This window comes from Streptomyces sp. NPDC006261, assembly GCF_040613515.1.
Lineage (GTDB): Bacteria > Actinomycetota > Actinomycetes > Streptomycetales > Streptomycetaceae > Streptomyces.
In genome coordinates this window covers 1-19,049 of record NZ_JBEXSI010000087.1, presented here as the reverse complement: position 1 = coordinate 19,049, position 19,049 = coordinate 1, and the positions used below count along the sequence as shown (strand labels likewise).

Annotated in this window: 15 protein-coding genes; 14 read left to right on the top strand and 1 reads right to left on the bottom strand. The window is 71.6% G+C overall.

Translation table 11 applies throughout. The features are described from left to right. Positions 1-42: 42 nt before the first annotated feature. The 12 genes from ABZ154_RS32605 to ABZ154_RS32550 all read left to right on the top strand — a co-directional run bounded on the left by ABZ154_RS32605 (position 43) and on the right by ABZ154_RS32550 (position 15,420). Positions 43-5,025, top strand: a complete 4,983-nt coding sequence (locus tag ABZ154_RS32605; protein ID WP_356837972.1) for an SDR family NAD(P)-dependent oxidoreductase — start codon at positions 43-45, stop codon at positions 5,023-5,025. Next, on the top strand, positions 5,015-5,773 hold the full coding sequence (locus tag ABZ154_RS32600) for an alpha/beta fold hydrolase (RefSeq protein WP_356837971.1): 759 nt from the start codon (positions 5,015-5,017) through the stop codon (positions 5,771-5,773). The genes ABZ154_RS32605 and ABZ154_RS32600 overlap by 11 nt, the downstream gene beginning before the upstream one ends. 72 nt (positions 5,774-5,845) lie before the next feature. After that, positions 5,846-6,085, top strand: coding sequence for an MbtH family protein (locus ABZ154_RS32595; protein ID WP_356837970.1), 240 nt, complete (start codon positions 5,846-5,848; stop codon positions 6,083-6,085). Then, entirely contained in the window at positions 6,085-7,224 is a 1,140-nt protein-coding gene (locus ABZ154_RS32590) for a histidinol-phosphate transaminase (protein ID WP_356837969.1), read from the top strand. The genes ABZ154_RS32595 and ABZ154_RS32590 overlap by 1 nt, the downstream gene beginning before the upstream one ends. Positions 7,225-7,302: 78 nt before the next feature. Next, the gene (locus ABZ154_RS32585) at positions 7,303-7,779 is read left to right on the top strand and encodes a DNA-binding protein (protein WP_356837968.1); all 477 of its coding nucleotides are present in this window, start codon (positions 7,303-7,305) and stop codon (positions 7,777-7,779) included. After that, positions 7,769-8,845: an ATP-binding cassette domain-containing protein gene (locus ABZ154_RS32580; protein ID WP_356837967.1), complete on the top strand. Its 1,077-nt coding sequence runs from the start codon at positions 7,769-7,771 to the stop codon at positions 8,843-8,845. The genes ABZ154_RS32585 and ABZ154_RS32580 overlap by 11 nt, the downstream gene beginning before the upstream one ends. Continuing rightward, the gene (locus tag ABZ154_RS32575) at positions 8,842-9,675 is read left to right on the top strand and encodes an ABC transporter permease (protein WP_356837966.1); all 834 of its coding nucleotides are present in this window, start codon (positions 8,842-8,844) and stop codon (positions 9,673-9,675) included. Before ABZ154_RS32580 ends, ABZ154_RS32575 begins: the two co-directional genes overlap by 4 nt. 135 nt (positions 9,676-9,810) lie before the next feature. Then, entirely contained in the window at positions 9,811-11,019 is a 1,209-nt protein-coding gene (locus tag ABZ154_RS32570; RefSeq protein ID WP_356837965.1) for a cytochrome P450, read from the top strand. A gap of 341 nt (positions 11,020-11,360) precedes the next feature. Then, positions 11,361-12,563: a nitric oxide synthase oxygenase gene (locus tag ABZ154_RS32565; protein WP_356837964.1), complete on the top strand. Its 1,203-nt coding sequence runs from the start codon at positions 11,361-11,363 to the stop codon at positions 12,561-12,563. Further along, positions 12,541-13,725 carry a cytochrome P450 gene (locus ABZ154_RS32560; protein WP_356837963.1) on the top strand — a complete coding sequence of 395 codons (1,185 nt, stop codon included), beginning with the start codon at positions 12,541-12,543 and terminating at the stop codon, positions 13,723-13,725. Before ABZ154_RS32565 ends, ABZ154_RS32560 begins: the two co-directional genes overlap by 23 nt. Before the next feature lie 21 nt (positions 13,726-13,746). Beyond that, entirely contained in the window at positions 13,747-14,865 is a 1,119-nt protein-coding gene (locus tag ABZ154_RS32555) for a tryptophan dimethylallyltransferase family protein (protein ID WP_356837962.1), read from the top strand. A 66-nt stretch (positions 14,866-14,931) separates the two neighbouring features. Continuing rightward, positions 14,932-15,420 carry a hypothetical protein gene (locus ABZ154_RS32550; RefSeq protein WP_356837961.1) on the top strand — a complete coding sequence of 163 codons (489 nt, stop codon included), beginning with the start codon at positions 14,932-14,934 and terminating at the stop codon, positions 15,418-15,420. A gap of 30 nt (positions 15,421-15,450) precedes the next feature. Here ABZ154_RS32550 and ABZ154_RS32545 read toward each other — a convergent pair whose 3' ends face one another. After that, a complete protein-coding gene (locus tag ABZ154_RS32545; protein WP_356837960.1) occupies positions 15,451-16,341 on the bottom strand; it encodes an LLM class F420-dependent oxidoreductase in 891 nt (296 codons plus the stop codon). A 225-nt stretch (positions 16,342-16,566) separates the two neighbouring features. On the opposite strand from ABZ154_RS32545, the gene ABZ154_RS32540 reads away from it, so the two are divergent. Both ABZ154_RS32540 and ABZ154_RS32535 read left to right on the top strand, forming a co-directional pair. Further along, a complete protein-coding gene (locus ABZ154_RS32540; RefSeq protein WP_356837959.1) occupies positions 16,567-17,766 on the top strand; it encodes a cytochrome P450 in 1,200 nt (399 codons plus the stop codon). A gap of 115 nt (positions 17,767-17,881) precedes the next feature. After that, on the top strand, positions 17,882-19,049 hold a 1,168-nt coding region (locus ABZ154_RS32535; RefSeq protein ID WP_356837958.1), incomplete at its 3' end, for an AMP-binding protein.

Here is a 19,049-nt window from a genome sequence, read left to right as displayed (position 1 = left end):
TCGGTCGAACTCGGTTCGGTGGGCGGGGTGTTGCCGTTGGTGTTGTCCGCGAAGACAGCGACGGCGCTACGCGCCCAAGCCCGCCGACTCCACGAACTGCTCAGCGCGCCGTCCGGATCGACCGGCTCCCCCGATCCGGCCGCCGTCACCTACACCGCCGCCCGCGTCCAGTCCGGGTTCGGCCACCGCGCCGCCGTCGTCGGCGAGGGTGAGGCGGGACTGCGTACCGGTCTCGCCGCCCTGGCCGAGGGGCGCGCCGCGACCGGCGTCTCCCAGGGCGTGGTGAGTCCGGCGGAGGAACGCCGGGTCTTCATGTTCGCCGGGCAGGGTACGCAACGACTCGGCATGGGCCAACAGCTGTACGAGCGGTTCCCGGTGTACGCGGAAGCCTTCGACGAGGCGTGCTCCGCGTTCGCCCCATATCTGGACCGGCCCTTGGCCTCCGTCGTCTTCGCGCATCCGGCGGTCGCCGAGGCGGCGGCACTGCACCGGACCGGCTTCACCCAGCCCGCGCTCTTCGCCACCGAGTTCGCGCTGTCCCAGCTCGTGCGGTCCTGGGGAGTCCGGCCGGACATCGTGCTGGGGCACTCCGTCGGCGAACTGGTCGCTGCCCATGTCGCCGGTGTCCTCTCGCTGCCGGACGTGGCCCGACTGGTCGCGGCCCGCGGGCGGTTGATGCAGTCACTGCCGGCCGGCGGCGCCATGGTCGCCGTACGGGCGGGTCTGGCGGACGTGGAACCGCTGCTCGCGGACCTGGCGGACGAGGTGGGTATCGCCGCGGTCAACGGTCCCCGGTCGGTGGTCGTCTCCGGCGCGAGCCAGGCGGTCTCTTCCGTGGTCGAGCAGCTGCGCGCCGCCGGTCACCGGACCACCGCGCTCACCGTCAGCCACGCGTTCCACTCGCCGTTGATGGCACCGGTCCTGGACGAGTTCAGGACGATCGCGCAGGGGCTGACGTACCGGCGACCGGTGCTGCCGATCGTCTCGAACGTGACGGGCCGGCTGGCGGAGGCGGCGGAGGTGATGTCCCCGGACTACTGGGCGGAGCACATACGGCGCCCGGTCCGCTTCGCGGAAGGCATCGCCGCGGCCCGCGCTGAAGGGGGCCGGCACTTCGTGGAGATCGGCCCCGACAGCACACTGTCGTCCATGGCGTCGGCCGTGCTCACCGGTCCCACCGAGGACCGGCACGCGGACGGGGCGCCGGGCCGTCCCGCGGTCGTCCCGCTCCTGCGCGGTGGCCGCGACGAGGCGCGGGCCGTGGCCGACGGGCTCGCGGCGGGCTTCACCGCCGGGCTCGACGTGGATTGGCCCGCTGCGGCAGCCGCCTGGGGCGGCGAACTGACCACGCTGCCGACCTACCCCTTCGAGCGCCGGCGGTACTGGCTCAACCCGACCGAACCCGGAGACGGGCACCCGGCCGCGGCGACGGGACCGGTCGGTCCGCGTGCGGGAAACCACCCCGTACTGAGCGGACCGCTGGATCTGCCCGGCTCCGGCGAGCTGGTGTGGTCCGGCTACCTCGACCCGGCGCGGCTTCCCTGGCTGACCGAACACGTCGTGGCCGGACGCGGCCTGGTGCCGGGGGCCGTGCTCGCCGAACTGGCCTGCCAGGTGGCACGGGACGCGGGCTGCGCCCGGGTGGAGGAACTGGTCCTGGAGAGCCCGCTCGTCCTGTCCGACGGGGCGGTCGAACTCCGGTTGGTGGCAGGCGCCGCGGACGCTTCGGGCCGTCGCCTCCTGGCCGTCCACGCGCGGACGCCGGACGCCGTCGATACCGACTGGAGGACCACGGCCACCGGCATACTGGCCACCGCTCCGTCCGGCACGACCGTCCCGGTCCCGCCGGCCCTGTGGCCGCCGGCCGATGCGGAGCCGCTCCCGCTGCACCACGAGAGGGACTACGCCGCCCTCGCCGCCCGCGGGCTCTCCTACGGTCCCGCGTTCCGTGGGCTCCGCGCCCTGTGGCGTACGGCCGACGGCATCTGCGCCGAGCTCGAACCGCCCGCCGCCATCGCCTCGCAGACCTCGCTCTTCGGCCTGCACCCCGCCCTGCTCGACGCGGCCCTGCACCCCGTCGAACTCCACGGCCTCGCGGGCAAGGCGGGCGCGCGCGCCCTCCGTGTCCCCTTCACCTGGCGAGGCATGACCCATCACGCGGCCGCGAACACCAAGCGGCTGAGGGTGCGGCTGACACCGGTGGGAGAGGACGAGGTCGCGGTGGAGTTGTCCGACACGGACGGCAATCCGGTCCTGTCGGTCGAGGGGCTGAGCCTGCGCTCGCCCGCACCGGCGGACGACAGCCGGCTGCGGCAGCTGAGATGGACGGCGACCGACCGGCTCTCCGATGACGAGCGGCCCGAACGCGAGGTGGAGCCCGAGCGGTTCGTGCTGATCGGTCCGGGCGGCACCGCGACGCATCCGGCGTCCGACGCTCTGCGCTCCCTGGACGCCGAGCACTGCTCCGACGTCGCGCAGCTGGTCCGGCAGGGCGCAGTCCCCGACACGGTGGTGGTCCCCTGCCCCGCAGGCGCGATGGGCGAGGTCGGCGAGGTGGTCGCCGGCGTCCTGGCCGTCGTCCAGGAGGTGCTCGCCGAACCAGCGCTCGCGCGGTGCAGGATCGTCGTGGTGACGCGCCACGCGGTCGGCACCGGCGAGGACGATCCGGCCCGGGACCCGGCGGCGGCTGCCGTCTGGGGGCTGGCCCGCTGTGCGCAGCAGGAGGAGCCGGGGCGGGTACAGCTGGTGGACCTCGACACGAGCCGGGAGTCGGCCCGGTCGCTGGGGCGCGCCATTGCGTCCCGCCTCTCCCAGGTCGCTCTGCGGCAGGGGGCGTGGCTCACCCCGGAGCCGGTTCCCCTTACCGGCCGGCTGCTCGACGTACCGGCCGGAGAGGGAGCTTGGCGGCTGGACTTCGTCGGCCGGGGAACCCCCGGCGACCTGGCTCTGGTGGACTGGCCGGAAGCCGACGCACCCCTCCGCGAGGGCCAGGTGCGGGTGGCGCTGCACACCGCCGGCGTCAACTTCCGCGATGTGCTGCTTACCTTGGGTGTCGTCGAGCCCCGGGCCGGCGTGCCCGACGGCGAGGGGCAGCAGAGCGTGGAGGGCGCGGGCGTGGTCGTGGAGACCGGCCCCGGCGTCGGCGGGCTGCGTGCGGGAGACCGTGTGATGGGCCTGTTCGACGGGATCGGACCGGTCTCGGTGACCGACGAGCGACTGCTCGCCCCGGTCCCGGCACACTGGTCCCTCGCCGAGGCCGCCGCCGTACCGGTGGCCTACCTCACCGCCTACTACGGGCTGGTGGAGCTGGGGCGGCTGCGAGCGGGGGAGCGGGTCCTCGTGCACACGGCGACCGGTGCGGTCGGCTTCGCCGCCCGGCAGCTCGCCCGGCACGTGGGTGCCGAGGTCTTCGCCACCGCGAGTCCGGCGAAGTGGCCGGTGCTGCGGTCCGCGGGATTCGACGCCGACCACATCGCCTCGTCCCGGGACGACGCGTTCGAGAGCGCCTTCTGCGCCGCGTCCCGAGGCGCGGGCATGGACGTGGTGCTGAACTCGCTGGCCGGCCCGCTCACCGACGCGTCCCTGCGAACCCTGGCCCGGGGCGGACGGTTCCTGGAGATGGGGAAGACGGACCAGCGCGACCCCGGCGAGGTGGCCGCCGCGCACGGCGGCGCCGCCTACACCGCCTTCGACATCCGGCAGGCCGGGCCCGACGGTATCCGGCGGATGCTCGCCGAGCTGCTGCGGCTCTTCGAGGACGGGACACTGACCCCGCCGCCGGTCACCCTGCGCCACCTCCGCGACGCTCCGGCCGCCTTCCGGTATGTGGCGGAAGCGCGCCACGTGGGCAAAGTGGTCCTCACCGTCCGGGACTTCGAGACCGACCGCGCGGTACTGGTCAGCGGCGGTCTGGGCACGCTGGGCGGGCTCGTCGCCCGGTACCTCGTGACGCGCCACGGGGTGCGCGACCTGGTGCTGACCGGCCGGCGGGGCCCCGCGACCCCCGGCAGCGCCGCACTGGCCGCCGAACTACGCGGACTGGGAGCGCGCGTCACCGTCGCGGCGTGTGACGCGGGAGACCGCGCGGCGCTCGCCGCACTCCTGGCCGGGCTGGCCGAGCGGGGCATCCGGATCGGTTCGGTGGTGCACGCCGCAGGCTCGACCCAGGACGCGGCGATCGGCTCGCTGACCCGGGACGACGTGACGGATGTGGTCCGGGGCAAGGCGGTGGCCGCGCTCAACCTGCACGAACTGACCGCGGACCTCGGCCTGTCGTCCTTCGTCCTGTTCTCCTCGGTCGCCGGGGTGACCGGCTCGGCGGGCCAGGGCAACTACGCCGCGGCCAACGCCTTCCTGGACGCCTTGGCCGAGCATCGCCGGGCCCGGTCGCTCCCCGCCCTGTCGATCGCCTGGGGGCTGTGGGAGCCGGCGAGCGGCATCACGGGGCGGCTGCGTGCCCAGGACCACGAACGGCTCGCCCGACAGGGCATCCTCGCTCTGTCGGCGGAACGCGGCCTGGCCCTCCTCGACGAGGCGCTCGCCCACGGCGTACCGGCCGTCGTCGCGGCCCGCCTCGACGCGCCCCGGCCACCTGCCCGCGCGAACGGCGCCACGGCAGCGGCCGACACCGGCAACGGTGGGGGCACCGCCCGGTCGGCCACCCCCGAGCGGCGCGGGTCGCTGCTCGAACTGGTACGAGCCGAAGCCGCCTCCGTACTCGGACACGACTCGCCGGAGGCTGTCGCACCCGACGCGCTCTTCCCGCAACTCGGATTCGACTCGCTCGGGGCGATCGAACTGCGTAACCGCATTGCCGCGGCGACCGGTATTCCGCTGCTGGCCACGCTCATCTTCGACTTCCCGACCCCCAGCGCGCTGGCAGATCACCTGCGAAAGGAGCGCCCCGACTGGTCGGAGGAACCGGAAAACGGCGGGAAAGCGACCGGGGCGAGCCTCCGAAAGGCCGGTAGTGCACACGCCGACCACCGAATCGACGACGCGTCGGAGGCCGGCCATGACCACTGAAGCGGGCCGCTGGACGATGTCCTTCAATCCGGGCCGGGACAAGCGATTCCGACTGGTCTGCTTCCCGCACGCCGGCGGTTCGGCCGGCGCCGTCTTCCCGCTGGTGCGGGCCGCGCCGCCCGGTCTGGAGGTGGTAGCCGTCCAGTACCCGGGACGCCAGTGGCGTCGCACGGAGCCGGCCGTCACCGACATCCGCGGTCTGGCGCGCGGCGCGGCCGATGCCCTGCTGGCCGAGCGGCACCTGCCGACCGCCGTCCTCGGGCACAGCATGGGCGCGCTGGTCGCGTTCGAGACCGTACGGCTGCTGGAGGCGGAGCGGCCGGTGGCCGTCAGCCACCTCTTCGCGTCGGGCAGTCGGGCTCCGTCCCGCCCGGCGTCGGAAGTCCGGCCTGAGCGGTGGAGCGACGAAGGGATCATCGCCGATCTGCGCGCGCTGGGCGGGACCGGGGACCAGCTCGTCTCCGACGAGGAGGGGCTGCGGTCCGCCTTGCCCGCGCTGCGCGACGACTACCGGGCACTGGCTGCCTACCGCTCGGCACCCGAAGACCGCGTCAGGGCGCCGCTCACCGTGCTCGTCGGCCGCGACGACCCCAGGGCCGGGCCGGAGCACACCGCCGGCTGGCAGCCGCACACCGACGCGGCATTCGATTTCCGGGTCTTTCCCGGTGGTCACTTCTTCCTGAATGAGAACGCTGCCGAGCTGCTGGAACTCGTCCAACGAAGCCTTGTTGTGCCGCATCGCCCGTGAGACGCTTTCCGGCGTCACCGAAAACGTCACATTTCATGACGTGAGAATGCAGGGAAAGGAATCGGAGAAACGATGTCGAATCCGTTCGAGGATGAAAACGCGTCGTACGTCGTATTGGTCAACGGCGAACTGCAGTATTCGCTGTGGCCGGTGATCATCGACATTCCCGATGGCTGGCACTCGGTGTTCGGCGAGGCGGAGAGGAGCGCGTGCCTCGAGTACATCGACCGGCACTGGACGGACATGCGGCCCAAGAGCTTGGTGGACGCGATGAGCGCGGCGGCCGGCGACACGGTCCGCCGAGCCGAGTGATGGGTCCGGCCCGCGCGGAACGTGCTGCCCTGCCCCGCCCGCGGGTCCGGCCTGATCTGGACGGCCTGCCGCTGTTCCGGGGGCGGGCCGCCGAGGCCGGGATGATCGGCCTGGACTGCAACGAATCGCCGTTCCCGCCGCCCGCCGCCATCTCTGCCGCGATATCCGCCGCCGGAGAGCTGAACCGCTACCCCGACAACGCGTCCGTCGACCTCACGACCCGACTCGCCGAGCGGTACGGGGTGCCCTCCGCCGGCCTCACGCTCGGCGCCGGTTCGGTGGACCTGTGCGTGCGGCTGATCCAGATCACCTGTGGGCCGGGAGACGAAGTGGTCATCCCCTGGCGTTCTTTCGAGGTCTATCCCGCCATCGCCCGCACGGCGGGTGCCGTGGTGCGGAAGGTCCCGCTCACCGCCGAGCACGCCGTCGACCTGCCCGCCATGGCCGCGGCCGTCACCGACCGAAGCCGGCTGGTCTTCGTGTGCTCGCCGAACAACCCGACCGGGGCGGCGGTGACCCGCACCGACGTGGAGCGGTTCCTCTCCGAGGTCCCGCCGGACGTCCTGATCGTCCTGGACGAGGCGTACGCGGAATTCACCACGGGGGACGCCGACCCGCTCGACGGATTCGGTCTGGTGCGTGAGCTGCTGGGGCAGGGCTGGACCAACGTGGTCGCGCTGCGCACCTTCTCCAAGGCGTACGGACTGGCCGGGCTGCGGGTCGGCTACTGCCTGTCCGCCACCCCGGTGGCGGAACTGCTGGGCCGGGTCGCGGTCCCGTACGCGGTCGCCACCCTGGCGCAGCGCGCCGCGCTCGCGGCACTGGAGTGCGAGCAGGAGGTACGCAACCGCTGCGGGCACCTCGTGCGGGAGCGGGAGCGGATGCGGACAGCACTGCTCGACGGCGGCTGGAACGTGCCGGTCAGCAGTGCCAACTTCCTGTGGCTGCCGCTCGGTTCGATCGCGGTACCCTTCGCGGCGCACTGCCGGGGGCAACGGATCCTGGTCAAGGCGTTCCCCGGCGAGGGGGTGCGGGTGACGGTCGGTGCGGACGCCGAGAACGACGCGTTCCTGGCCGCAGCGCGGCAGTTCGTCCCCGCCGATACGGCGGACACCGCCCGTCGGGCCTCGTTCGGCTGAGGAGGAAGCGTCCGACACGTCACCCCTGACTTCAACCGATAGTTGACAACCAGCAGTTGATGTCGTCAGTATCCTCCCATGATCGATCATGCGGAGGGCCCCGACGCCCTGAACCGCCCCGAGGACCCCGACCACGCCCGCGCCCGCCGGGAGCATGTGGCGCTGCGTCACGTGGCCGAGCGGGCGGCCGGCACCGACGCGCCGGATCCGGCGCGTCGTCCGACGGCCCAGGAGGCCGTCCACCTCATCGCCTCCTGGGCCGGAGGGGCCGGGCGGGATGGCGGTGCGGCCGAGATAGACCGGGCCGACGTCATGGCAGCCCTGACGCTGCTCCCGCGAGCCCGTGCCGACCTGGACGTACTGGAGGCGAGCCTGCTGTTCGTCGCCAGGGACCTCGGGCTGACGTGGCAGGACATCGCCTACGGTCTCGGACTCCGGTCCCCCCAGGCGGCGCAGAAGAGGGCCGGACGCGGCGTCCACAGCCCGGGCACGACCTCACCGGCCGGCCCCACGGCCCCAGCCGCAAGCGAACTCAAGGGTGAATGTGAACACTGAACTCGCGGTGGAGACCACCGGCGTGGTCAAGTCCTTCGGGGCGACCAAAGCCGTCGACGGCCTCGATCTGTCCGTCCCGGCCGGCGCCGTCTACGGGGTCCTCGGACCCAACGGCGCGGGCAAGACCACGACCCTGCGCATCCTGGCGACGCTCCTCGCCCCCGACTCCGGCAGCGCGCGGGTCTTCGGCCACGACGTGGTCCGCGAGGCGAACCGGGTGCGGGAGCGGATCAGCCTGACCGGCCAGTTCGCCAGCGTGGACAACGACCTCACGGGCGTGGAGAACCTGGTGCTCCTCGCCCGGCTGCACGGCTACCGCCCGGCGGCCGCCCGGGAACGGGCCCGTGACCTGCTGGAGGCGTTCGACCTGGTCGAGGCGGCGGAGCGCCCGGCCCGGGGATACAGCGGAGGGATGCGCCGCCGGCTCGACGTGGCCGCCGGGCTCATCGTGCGGCCCCAGTTGATGTTCCTGGACGAGCCGACCACGGGACTCGACCCGCGCAGCCGCAACGAGGTCTGGGACATCATCCGGGCCACCGTCCGGCGGGGTACGACCGTCCTGCTGACCACCCAGTACCTGGAAGAGGCCGACCAGTTGGCGCAGCGCGTCGCGGTGATCGACCACGGAAAGCTCGTCGCCGAGGGCACCCCGGACGAGTTGAAGCGGTCGGTGGGACGCGGCTCCCTCCGCGTCGAGCTGCGGGACCCGCGCGACCTGCCCGAGGCGAACCGCATCCTGGCCGGCGCCCTGGGGGCGTCCGCCGAGATCACCGGCCGGACCGAACTCACCGTACGCGGCACCGATCCGCGGAGTGTGGCACGCGCACTGGGTGAACTCACCCAGACCATCGAGGTGGACGACTTCTCCATGGACCGCCCCAGCCTGGACGAGGTGTTCCTCGCCCTGACCGGGCGCCCCGCGGTGTCCGAGGTCCCCCCGGCTCGCCGCCCCGGCCGCAAGCCGGGCTCCAAGGACGGCGGACCCGGCCGCCGAGACGCCAAGGCGAGCCGCCCCAAGGGCCGCCGCGCCGGTACGACCGCTCCGACGACCGAGGAGACCCGATGACGACCGCCACGCTGCCCACCGAGGCGGACGAGAGGCTGCGCCGGGTCCTCGGCGAGGACACTCGCCCCGAGCGGCGCCCCGGCGCCCTGTCCACGTCGCTGGCCCTCGGCTGGCGGGCCCTGGTGAAGATCAAGCGCTCGCCGGGACAGATGTTCAACGCGACCATCACCCCGGTGATGTTCATGCTGATCTTCACCTACCTCTTCGGTGGTGCGATCTCCGGAAGCAGCCGTGAGTACCTGCAGTTCCTGCTGCCCGGAGTCCTGGTCCAAGGCGTGCTGTTCATCTCCACGCAGACCGGCGTGGCGCTCACCACCGATCTCCAGCAGGGCATCTTCGACCGCTTCAAGTCACTGCCGATGTGGCGGCCCTCACCGCTGACGGGCGCGCTGATCGGCGACGTGGTGCGCTATCTGATCTCGTCGGTGGTCGTGGTCGCGGTCGGACTCGCGCTGGGCTTCCGGCCCGACGGCGGACTGCTGGGGGTCGTCGGCGGTGTGCTCCTCGCCGTCCTCTTCGGATTCTGCGTCTCGTGGATCTGGACGTTCCTCGGCCTGGTGCTGCGCACCCCGCAGGCCGTCTCCGCGCTCGGCATGATGCTGCTGTCGTTGCTGACCTTCGCCAGCAACATCTTCGCCGAGCCGACCACCATGCCCGGGTGGCTGAAGGCGTTCGTCGACATCAACCCCATCGGCTACGTGGTCACCGCGTCCCGCTCCCTGATGAGCGGCGACGGCGCGGCCGACGTCGGCCCCGCGCTCATCTCCTGCGCGGTGCTGCTGGTCGTGTTCGTGCCGCTCAGCCTGATGCGCTACAACAAGAGCGAATAAGTAGAAGGCGGAATTCTTTCCCCGCGCTGCGGGCTGCTCCCCCAGGAGAATTCGAACATTTGCCGCCGGTGTGGACCATGGATAACATCGTCCGCACCGCACCGGAAATCGTTTGAAATCTCTTGGGGGATTGCCGTGCTCAACAGCGAGAACGCCCGGACCGACATCCCTGAAATCGCCATGATCGACCCCGGCGTGCTGAAAGATCCGATCGCCGCCTACGGTGAGGCCAGGGAGCGGTCCCCCATAGTGCGGCTGATGGCACCCGGATTCGGCTCGATATGGGCGGTCACCCGCCATGACGACGCCAGGGCCGTACTCAACGATCCACGCCTCGCCATGACCGCCGACAGCTGGAACCAGCGCATACCGGATGACATCAAGCCGTACATGCTGACCATGTCGCACATGGACGGCGCCGACCACGGCCGGCTCCGCAAGCTCGCCGTGCGGGCCTTCACCGCCCGCCGCGTCGCCGCCCGCCGCGAGATGATCCGGCGGAGCACCGAGCGGCTGCTCGACGCCCTGCCCGGCCATGCCGAGGACGGCGCCGTCGACCTGCTGGAGCACTTCGCCCGGCCACTGCCCACCTTCGTCGTCGGCGACGTGATGGGCATCCCCGAGGCGGACCGGCCCCTGTGGCGCGCCTACGTCGGTCGGATGAGCTCCGGCGCGACCTACGACGACGCCCTGCGCGACGCCGTCGAGGGGGCCAGGCAGGTCGTCGCGCTGCGCCGCGAGAAGCCCGGCGACGACCTCGTATCCGACCTCCTCCAGGCGCAGGCCGAGTCCGCCGAGAAGATCACCGACACCGAGCTGATCACCATGGTGTGGCACACCGTCTTCGCAGGTCAGGACAACCTTGCGAATTTCATCGCCAACTCCGTGGTGGCTCTGCTCTCACACCCGGAGCAACTCGCCGCCCTGCGCGCCGACCCGGGTCTGATGCCGCGTGCCGTCGAGGAGCTGATGCGCTGGCGGCCCCCGCTGCTGCTGACCGCCATCCGCTATGCCCTGGAGGACTTCGAGCTGTGCGGCGCGCCGGTGAGCCGGGGGGACTCCGTGGTGGCGGTGATCGCCTCGGCCAACCGCGACCCGCGGGTCTTCGCCGACCCGGACACACTCGACATCACCCGGCTCGCCGGCACCGCGGTCCAGTTCGGCTTCGGCCACGGCCCCCACTACTGCATCGGCGCGACACTGGCCTCGGTGGAGGCGGAGGTGGCGCTCGGCGCACTGCTGGACCGGTTCCCCGGCCTCGCGCTGGCCGTCCCGCCCGAGGAGGTGCCGAGGCTGCCCAACCCCGGCAGCTGGCACCTCACCGCCCTCCCGGTCACCCTCTGAGCCGCACACCGAAAACCAATCCGTGGATGCGCAGAATCGACCGGCACGGCATTCAGCAGGTGTTCGAGTGATTCATTGACGGCACTCCGGGAAAACCATAGATTGACGACTGCCCGAATTACCCGCCTCTCCGAAGGTGATTCATTGCACCACTGCCGAGAGTTTCGGCAGGTGAGAGAGGTGCCGTGGGAATCGGGCTATGCGGGGGAGGTGAAGCGATATGCGTTACCTGCACTGAAAGTAGAGACGAGACCACAGGCCGTAGTCCGGCATCGACCAACGTGCCGGACTACGGCGCTGTTGACGGGGGTTTCAGAATGGCAGGGCCCGAAGAAACCGATATGCCGGGCTTGATCGCACACGCCGAGGAATTCATTCGGCTGTACTGCGCGGAGAACACTGACGAGCGCTCGCCCGCCGACCGCCTGGCGGAGATCCGTCGCGAGATCCACCAGTCCGGCAGCTATGTGCACACCGCCCGGGAACTCGCCTTCGGCGCCCGGGTCGCCTGGCGCAACAGCAGCCGCTGTATCGGCCGACTGTACTGGCCCAGCCTGGTCGTGCGGGATCTGCGCCACGTACGGAGCGCCGAGGACATCCACCGCGAGTGCGTCGAACACCTGCGGCTCGCCTACAACGGTGGCCGGATCCGCCCCATGATCAGCGTCTTCGCCGCCGACGGCCCGGACGGCGCCGGCCCGCGCATCCACAACCCGCAGCTCATCCGGTACGCCGGCTACCGCGGACCGGCCAGCCGTATCACCGGTGACCCCGCCTCCGCGGACCTCACCGACCGGATCCGGGCGCTGGGCTGGCCTGGCGGCCCGGGCACCCGCTTCGACGTGCTGCCGCTGCTCGTCCACACCCCGACGGATCGGCCCCGTCTCTTCGCCCTCCCGCCCGACGCCGTGCGCGAGGTCCCCCTGCACCACCCCGACCACCCCTGGTTCGCCGAACTCGGTCTGCGCTGGCACGCGCTGCCGGTCATCTCCGACATGGTGCTGGAGATCGGCGGCCTACGGTACGGAGCCGCCCCCTTCAACGGCTGGTACATGGGAACCGAGATCGGCGCCCGCAACCTCGTCGACCAGCACCGCTACGACCTGCTGCCCGAGATCGCCGACCGGATGGGCCTGGACCGCAGCACGGACCGGACCCTGTGGAAGGACCGCGCGCTGGTCGAACTGAACGTGGCGGTGCTCTGGTCCTTCGAGCGGAGCGGCGTCACCATCACCGACCACCACACCGAGTCGGAGCGGTTCCTGCGCCACCTGCGCCGCGAGGAGAAGGCCGGACGCACGGTGCCCGCCGACTGGTCCTGGATTGTGCCCCCGGTCTCCGGCGGCGTGACCCCCGTATTCCACCGCTACTACGACGACCACGAGTCCTCGCCCGCCTTCCTGCCACCACCGGCCATCGGCCGCTGCCCGGTCACCGGACACGCTCCGGCGACCGGGGGCGAGCGGACCGGACCGGACCCACAGCCGCCTGTCAGCGTCGGCGCCAACACCGGAGACAGCCGTGACCGTATCGTCCGCCCCTGAGCACACCGACCCCCTCTTCAGCCCTCTCGACCCCACCGTCCTCGCCGACCCCTACCCCGTCTACCGGCGCCTGCGTGAGGCCCAGCCGGTCTACTGGCACGCCGGCCTCGACTCCTGGCTGCTGACCCGGCATTCCGACTGCACGGCGGTCCTGCGCGAGGCCGGCCGGTTCAGCACCGACTTCCGGAAGATCGGCATCCCCACCCCGCCGACCCTGCTCAGCCTCCAGACCCTCGACCCGCCGGACCAGACCCCGCTGCGCCACCTTGCCCTCGACGCGGTACGCGCACAGGACCTCGACGCCCTGCGCAAGGAACTCACCTCGTTCGCCGACCAGTTGCTCGACGGACTGGCCGGACGGGAATCCTTCGACTTCATCCACGACTACGCCGATGTGTTCACCCTGCGAGCCATCACCCGGTTCATCGGCGTCGAACCACCCCGGACCGACGAGGCGTTCGCCCGCTTCAACGACGACCTCGACCACAGCATGGACGCCCAGCTCGACCCCGACGCGGAGGAGCCCGGGCTGCGCGCCCGTGCCCACTTCAACGGCCTGGTGCGCGACTGGCTCGCCGCCCCCGGCCCGCACGGGGTCCTTCCCGAGGTGGTGCGGCGGCTGCCCGGGTCCGGGGTGGAGGCCGATGACGTCCTGGTCAACTCGGTACGCGCCTTCTTCCACGCCGGCTTCGAGGTGCCCAGCCGCTTCCTCGGCAACGCCCTGGCCGCCCTGCTCACGACGCCCGGCGCATGGCAGCAGCTGGTCCGCGGCGAGGTGGGTATCGACACCGCCGTCGAGGAACTGATCCGTTACGTCGGTCCGGTCCAGGCGCTGGCCCGCGCCTGCGTCGAGGACACCGAGCTGGGTGGGGTGAACGTCAAGGCGGGCCAGGTGGTGACCGCGCTGATCGGCGCGGCCAACCGGGACCCCGACCAGTTCCCCGACCCCGAGACCCTGCGGCTGGACCGCAAACCCAACAACCACCTGGGCTTCGGCCGCGGCGCGCACTCCTGCCTCGGCCTCAACGTGGCCCGCATGGAAGCCCATGTGACGCTCGGCGCCCTGCTGCGGCACCCCGGTGTCCGCCCGGCGGGCGAGCCGGTGGTCCGGCCCAACGGCACGCTGCGCGGGCTCTCCCGGCTGCCCCTCACCTGCGGTTGATCCGAAGGAGTATCGGCAGCGATGGAGACCGCGAACGGGATCAACGAGACAGCTATGGAGTCGCCCCCGTCGGCCCAGGACGCGGGCGCCGCCCGCCTGGCCGCGCTGGCCACCGGCCTGGGCTTCGGCGACCGGGGCGGCGTCTGCACCGACGCCTTCCGCGACATGACCCGTTCATGGGGCGCGGCCACCGCCACGGAGCTCGCCGAGTCCGACGTGTCGTCCGACGGCTCGCCGCTGGAGTTCGCGGTCGGCTTCGACGACGATCTCGCCCTCCAGTTCGCGGTGGAGGCCCTGAGCCCCGGAGACCGCCCGGTCGACCGGACCGTCTCCGCCCGTGCCACCATGGACCGCCTGGTCCGCCGGCACGAGGCGGACGAGCGGCGATGGGCGCAGGTCGCCGACCTGTACCTGCCGGAGAAACCCGCCACCGAACACGTCGCCATGTTCGGCGCCGAGGTACGACAGCACGGGGATCCCCAGTTCAAGGTCTGGTTCTATCCGGCCGTGGGAGGTCCCGACCGGGCCGCGGAGCTGTGCGAACAAGGCCTCGCAGCCGTCGGCCTCGGCGCGGCGTGGACCGCTGTGGCCGACCACATGCCGCGCGGCGAACGGCTCGACCGGCCGGTGATGTTCTCGCTCGACCTCTCGGCGGCCCCCGAGGCGCGGGTCAAGCTGTACTTCCGGCACTACGCCACCGATGCCGACCGCCTGGCCGAACTGATGGCACCGTACCCGGGGTTCGAGGCATCCTGGGTCCGCGAGTTCTGCCGTGTGATGGTCCCCGAGGCGGCCACCGACCTCTCCCCCCAACCGCCGGTCACCTGCCTGTCGTTCACCGGCACCCGCCCCACCGCCGTCGGGGCGACCGTCTATCTGCCGATGTGGACCTACGCCCCGGACGACGAGGTGGTGCGCCGCCGGATGAACGACGCCCTGGCCGCCTGCGGCCGGCCGTCCGCGCCGTACGAGCGGGCGCTGCGCGCGGTGGCGAACCGTCCGCTCGACGCGGCCCGCGGCATCCACAACTACGTGGCCTGGCGGCCGGGCCCCGGCCGCCCCCGGCTCAAGGCGTACTTCTCCCCCGAACTCCGGCACGCGGATCCGATGGCCCGGTACGGCCTCGACGCACAGGAATGATCCGACCGAACGCTGTGGCACCCCGCCGGGGCCGTGCCATAATCGTCACTTGTGTATGAGCCTGTGGTGGACGCGTGGAAGCGCTATTCGGGATTGCTGAACAAGCCGCAAACCCCCTGGCGCGCATCGCCGGGTGTACTGGCGGAGATCCATACTCGATTCGGGCAGCTGGACATGTTGATGGAATCCATCGTCACGGTGCTGGACTCCACCTCGTGGGCGCCGGAGGACGACAGGGAAACCACCGCGGACGAACGGCGGCGTTTCCTTGAGGCATGGGACTGGGCGTCGGTGTACACCGACGCCTTCTACTTTTTCGGCTGGCGCACCGTCGATCTGCTCAACGGTGCGGTGGACGGGCCCCTGCCCGGTCTCGCGCCGATCCGGCCGCCCGGTCTTCTCGCGGTCCGCCACTCCCTGCACGACCACCCCGAGGGCCAGGGCGACTACTACCGGCACGGACTGGAACTCCGGGAAGAGGCGCTGGAGAAGATCAGCCGTGCCGCCGACAAGCTCGAAGCGGGCAAAGACGGCCCGGAGCCGGGTCCGCAGTGATCGCGCTCACCCGACATCCGGTCCGCGCGATCACTTCAGCAGGTCGACGACCGGGGCGAAGGCCTCCAGCCACGGCTCCAGCACCACGATGTAGCTGAATCCGAACCGCTCCCGGTACTCCAGCAGCCGATCGGCGATCTCCCGCTCCGTCCCGATCAGCCAGGCCGGAGCGGCGAGCAGCTGCTCGGGAGTGAAGTGCGCCAGCGGATGCCGGGCCCATTCCTCGGCGGTGCCACGCGGATCGTCCGTCACGATCACCTGCTGCACCAGGAGATTCAGCTCCACCTCGGCGGCCCTGGCCCCCAACTGCCCCCGGACCAGCGCCACCCGATCGTCCAGCTCCTCCGGGCTCGCCAGCTGGGGGAACTCCCCGCGCCCCGCGAAGATGCCGGTGAAGCCGATGATGTCGGCATGCTCGGCGGCCAGCCGCAGCACCCGGTCGCCGTTCCCCGCCACCAGCAACGGCGGCCCGCCCGGCCGTACCGGCTGCGGGGAGTGGTCGGGGTTCACCATCAGCCCGCGCAGCTCCTTCACCGTGTGCTCCAGCCGGTCGACGCGCTCCCTTGGGGACGGGAACGGGACGCCGTCGGAACCGGTGCCCTGCCGGATGGAACCGGCCGCCAGCCCCACCTCCAGCCGGCCGTCGGTCAACAGATCGCTACCGGCCACCTCCCGGGCCAGCAGCACCGGGTTGTGGAAGGCCGCGTTGAGGACGAAGGTGCTTACCCGGATCCGCTCGGTGGCCTCGGCGGCGGCCACCAGGGCGGGGAACGGAGGGGGCGCGCCCAAGTGGTCGGGCACGCCCAGCACATCGAACCCCAGGTCCTCGACCTTGCGGGATTTTTCTGCCCACGCACGCCGTGCAGCGGGCGTGACGAGATTGACGCCGAAACGGAACGGACGATTCTCGGGAAGAGTCATGGGGCGACGTTAGCAGCGGCGCCGGAATCCGAGAATATTCCCGCCGTACCGCCCTGAAGAAACTCCGGATCCGCCTGTTCACCACCGCTGTTCAAATTCGGCGACCTTGACACCGGCAAGCCGGATGATCGACTCTCGATGCGAATGTCGCCTGTCCCGCTGTACTTATCGTGCTGGGTGAAGGGATCTTTTGTGGGCTCAGAAAAGGCGGACACAGAAACAACCGTGGGGAAATCGGCGGCGCCCCCGCCCTATTCCCAGGACGACGGAAAAGCGCTCCAGGACTGGTTCCGCACCAGGCGTGACGAGCAGCCGGTCCACCAGGACCCCGCGACCGGCGCGTGGCTCGTTCTCCGCTACGCCGACGTCGTCGCGGCCAGCCTGGACCACGCCACATACTCCTCGGAACTGTGGCGCGCCTACCCCACCGAGTGGGGCAAGGGCGACACCTGGGGCGAAGGCAGACTCACCGAGATGGACCCGCCGAAACACCGGCTGCTGCGAGCCGTGATCGGCAAGGCGTTCACCAACCGGACGGTCGCCGGTCTCGCCCCCGAGATCGAGGCCACAGTGGAACGCCTGCTCGACGCCGTCGACGATCGCGCCGAGATCGACGTGGCCCGCGACCTGGCCGACCCGCTGCCGGTCATGGTGATCGCCGAGCTGATCGGACTGCCCTTCGAGGACCGCGAGTTGCTGCGCGGCTGGGCCGACCAGCTTCTCTCCTTCGAGGTCGGTGACCTGGCCGGGGAGGAGCTCGTCAAGGCCATCGACGCGGCTGGCGCGGAACTGCTCGCCTACCTCCGCGAGCACTACCGATCGCGGCGCGCCGCCCCCAAGGACGACCTCTTCAGCAGGCTCGCCACGGCGGAGGTGGACGGCGAACGACTCGCCGAGGACGCCGTGGTCAACCTCGGCAAACTGCTGCTCATCGGCGGACATGTCACCACCGCCTGCTCCCTCGCCAGTCTCGTCTTCGAACTACTGCGTCACCCCGATGCGCTGGCCGCCCTACGACAGGACGCCGACCTGATACCGGCCGCCATCGAGGAATCGGTCCGCTACCGGCCCGCCGTGGTGAACAGCCTGCGGATGACCACCCGCGAGACCCAGCTCGCCGATGTCACCATCCCGGCCGGCCAGTTCGTCTCGCTCTCCGCGCTCTCGGCCAACCACGACGAGCGGCAGTTCGACGCTCCCGAGCGCTTCGACATCCACCGGCAGCACAACCAGCACGTCGGATTCGGCCAAGGCGTCCACTACTGCCTGGGCGCCCCATTGGCCCGTACGGAGATACGGATCGCGCTCGCCGCGCTGCTGCGGCGGTTCCCGGTGCTGGAACGGACCGACGGGCCCCTCCAGTACTACCGGAACCCGAGCATCGCCGGACTCAGGTCCTTCCCGGTGGCCGTCGGCCGAGGCTGAGCACCACCGTCCGGCTCGGCTGTCACCCAGCCATCGCGCACTCCCCGTGCACCGTACCCACCACAACTCCGCCGTACCGCGCACCACTCGGACCTCAGGGGCAGAAGGATTCATCATGCGACACGTTGACGAGTCGAACACGAGCGGACGGTCCGACGCCGGAAGCGCGAACCCGGGGCGGGCACTCGCCCCGGTCACGCTGCCGGACATCTTCGAGGCCCGGGTCGCGGCAACCCCGCAGGCGTGTGCCGTCTCCGCGGGCGCCCTCGCCTGGACGTTCGCCGAACTCGACGCGCACGCCAACCGCATCGCCTGGTGGCTCATCGGCGGCGGCGCGGGCCCCGACGACCGGGTGGCCGTCGCCCTGCCCCGAGGCGCCGCACACATCGCCGCGCTGCTCGGCATCATGAAGGCCGGAGCCGCGTACGTACCGCTGGACCCCGAGCAGCCCACCGAGCGCTTCGCCCACCTGCTACGGGACATCGCCCCCGAGGCCGTCCTGCTCCCCAGCGACCTCGCCCACCGCCTCCCCCCGGGCGACGCTCGCCCCCTCCTGCTCGACGGCCCCGACACCGGCCCCGCACTCGCCGCCTGCCCCGCCTCCGCGCCCCGCGACACCGACCGGGCAAGGCCACTCCTCCCGCAGCACCTCGCGTACGTCATCCACACCTCCGGCTCCACCGGCACCCCGAAGCCCGTGGGCGTCCCGCATACGGGCTTCGCCGCCCTCGCGGCGACGGCAACCCACCACCAGGCCACGACCGTCGGCTCCCGCGTGCTGCAACTGGCGCCCGCCACCTTCGACGTGGCCGTCTGGGAGCTGCTCACCACCATCGTCGGCGGAGGCACCCTCGTCGTCCCCGAACAACACCGGCTCCTCGGCGAGGAGCTCGCCGACGTGCTGGCCGCCGAACGGATCAGCAACGTCACCCTGCCCGTCCCGGTGCTCGCCACCCTCCCCGCAGGCACCGAGGCCGCCCTGCCCGAACTGCGCCGGATACACATCGGCGGCGAGAGCTGCCCACCCGACCTCGTACGCCGGTGGTCCGCCGGTCGTGAGCTGGTCAACGGATACGGCACCACCGAATGCTCGGTCGCCACCACCCTGACCGACCCACTCACGGCTCCCCGGACCGCCGCCGACGGCACTACCGCGCAGGTCCCGATCGGGGTCCCGGTGGCGGAGGTCCGGGTGTTCGTCCTGGACGACGGGTTGTCCCCGGTGCCGTCCGGCGTCCCGGGTGAGTTGTATGTGACCGGTCCTGGGTTGGCGCGGGGGTATG

Coding starts and splice junctions, on each gene's coding strand:
- ABZ154_RS32600 (WP_356837971.1), top strand. CDS start 5,015: ATGACCACTGAAGCGGGCCGCTGGACGATGTCCTTCAATCCGGGCCGG.
- ABZ154_RS32595 (WP_356837970.1), top strand. CDS start 5,846: ATGTCGAATCCGTTCGAGGATGAAAACGCGTCGTACGTCGTATTGGTC.
- ABZ154_RS32590 (WP_356837969.1), top strand. CDS start 6,085: ATGGGTCCGGCCCGCGCGGAACGTGCTGCCCTGCCCCGCCCGCGGGTC.
- ABZ154_RS32585 (WP_356837968.1), top strand. CDS start 7,303: ATGATCGATCATGCGGAGGGCCCCGACGCCCTGAACCGCCCCGAGGAC.
- ABZ154_RS32575 (WP_356837966.1), top strand. CDS start 8,842: ATGACGACCGCCACGCTGCCCACCGAGGCGGACGAGAGGCTGCGCCGG.
- ABZ154_RS32565 (WP_356837964.1), top strand. CDS start 11,361: ATGCCGGGCTTGATCGCACACGCCGAGGAATTCATTCGGCTGTACTGC.
- ABZ154_RS32555 (WP_356837962.1), top strand. CDS start 13,747: ATGGAGACCGCGAACGGGATCAACGAGACAGCTATGGAGTCGCCCCCG.
- ABZ154_RS32545 (WP_356837960.1), bottom strand. CDS start 16,341: ATGACTCTTCCCGAGAATCGTCCGTTCCGTTTCGGCGTCAATCTCGTC.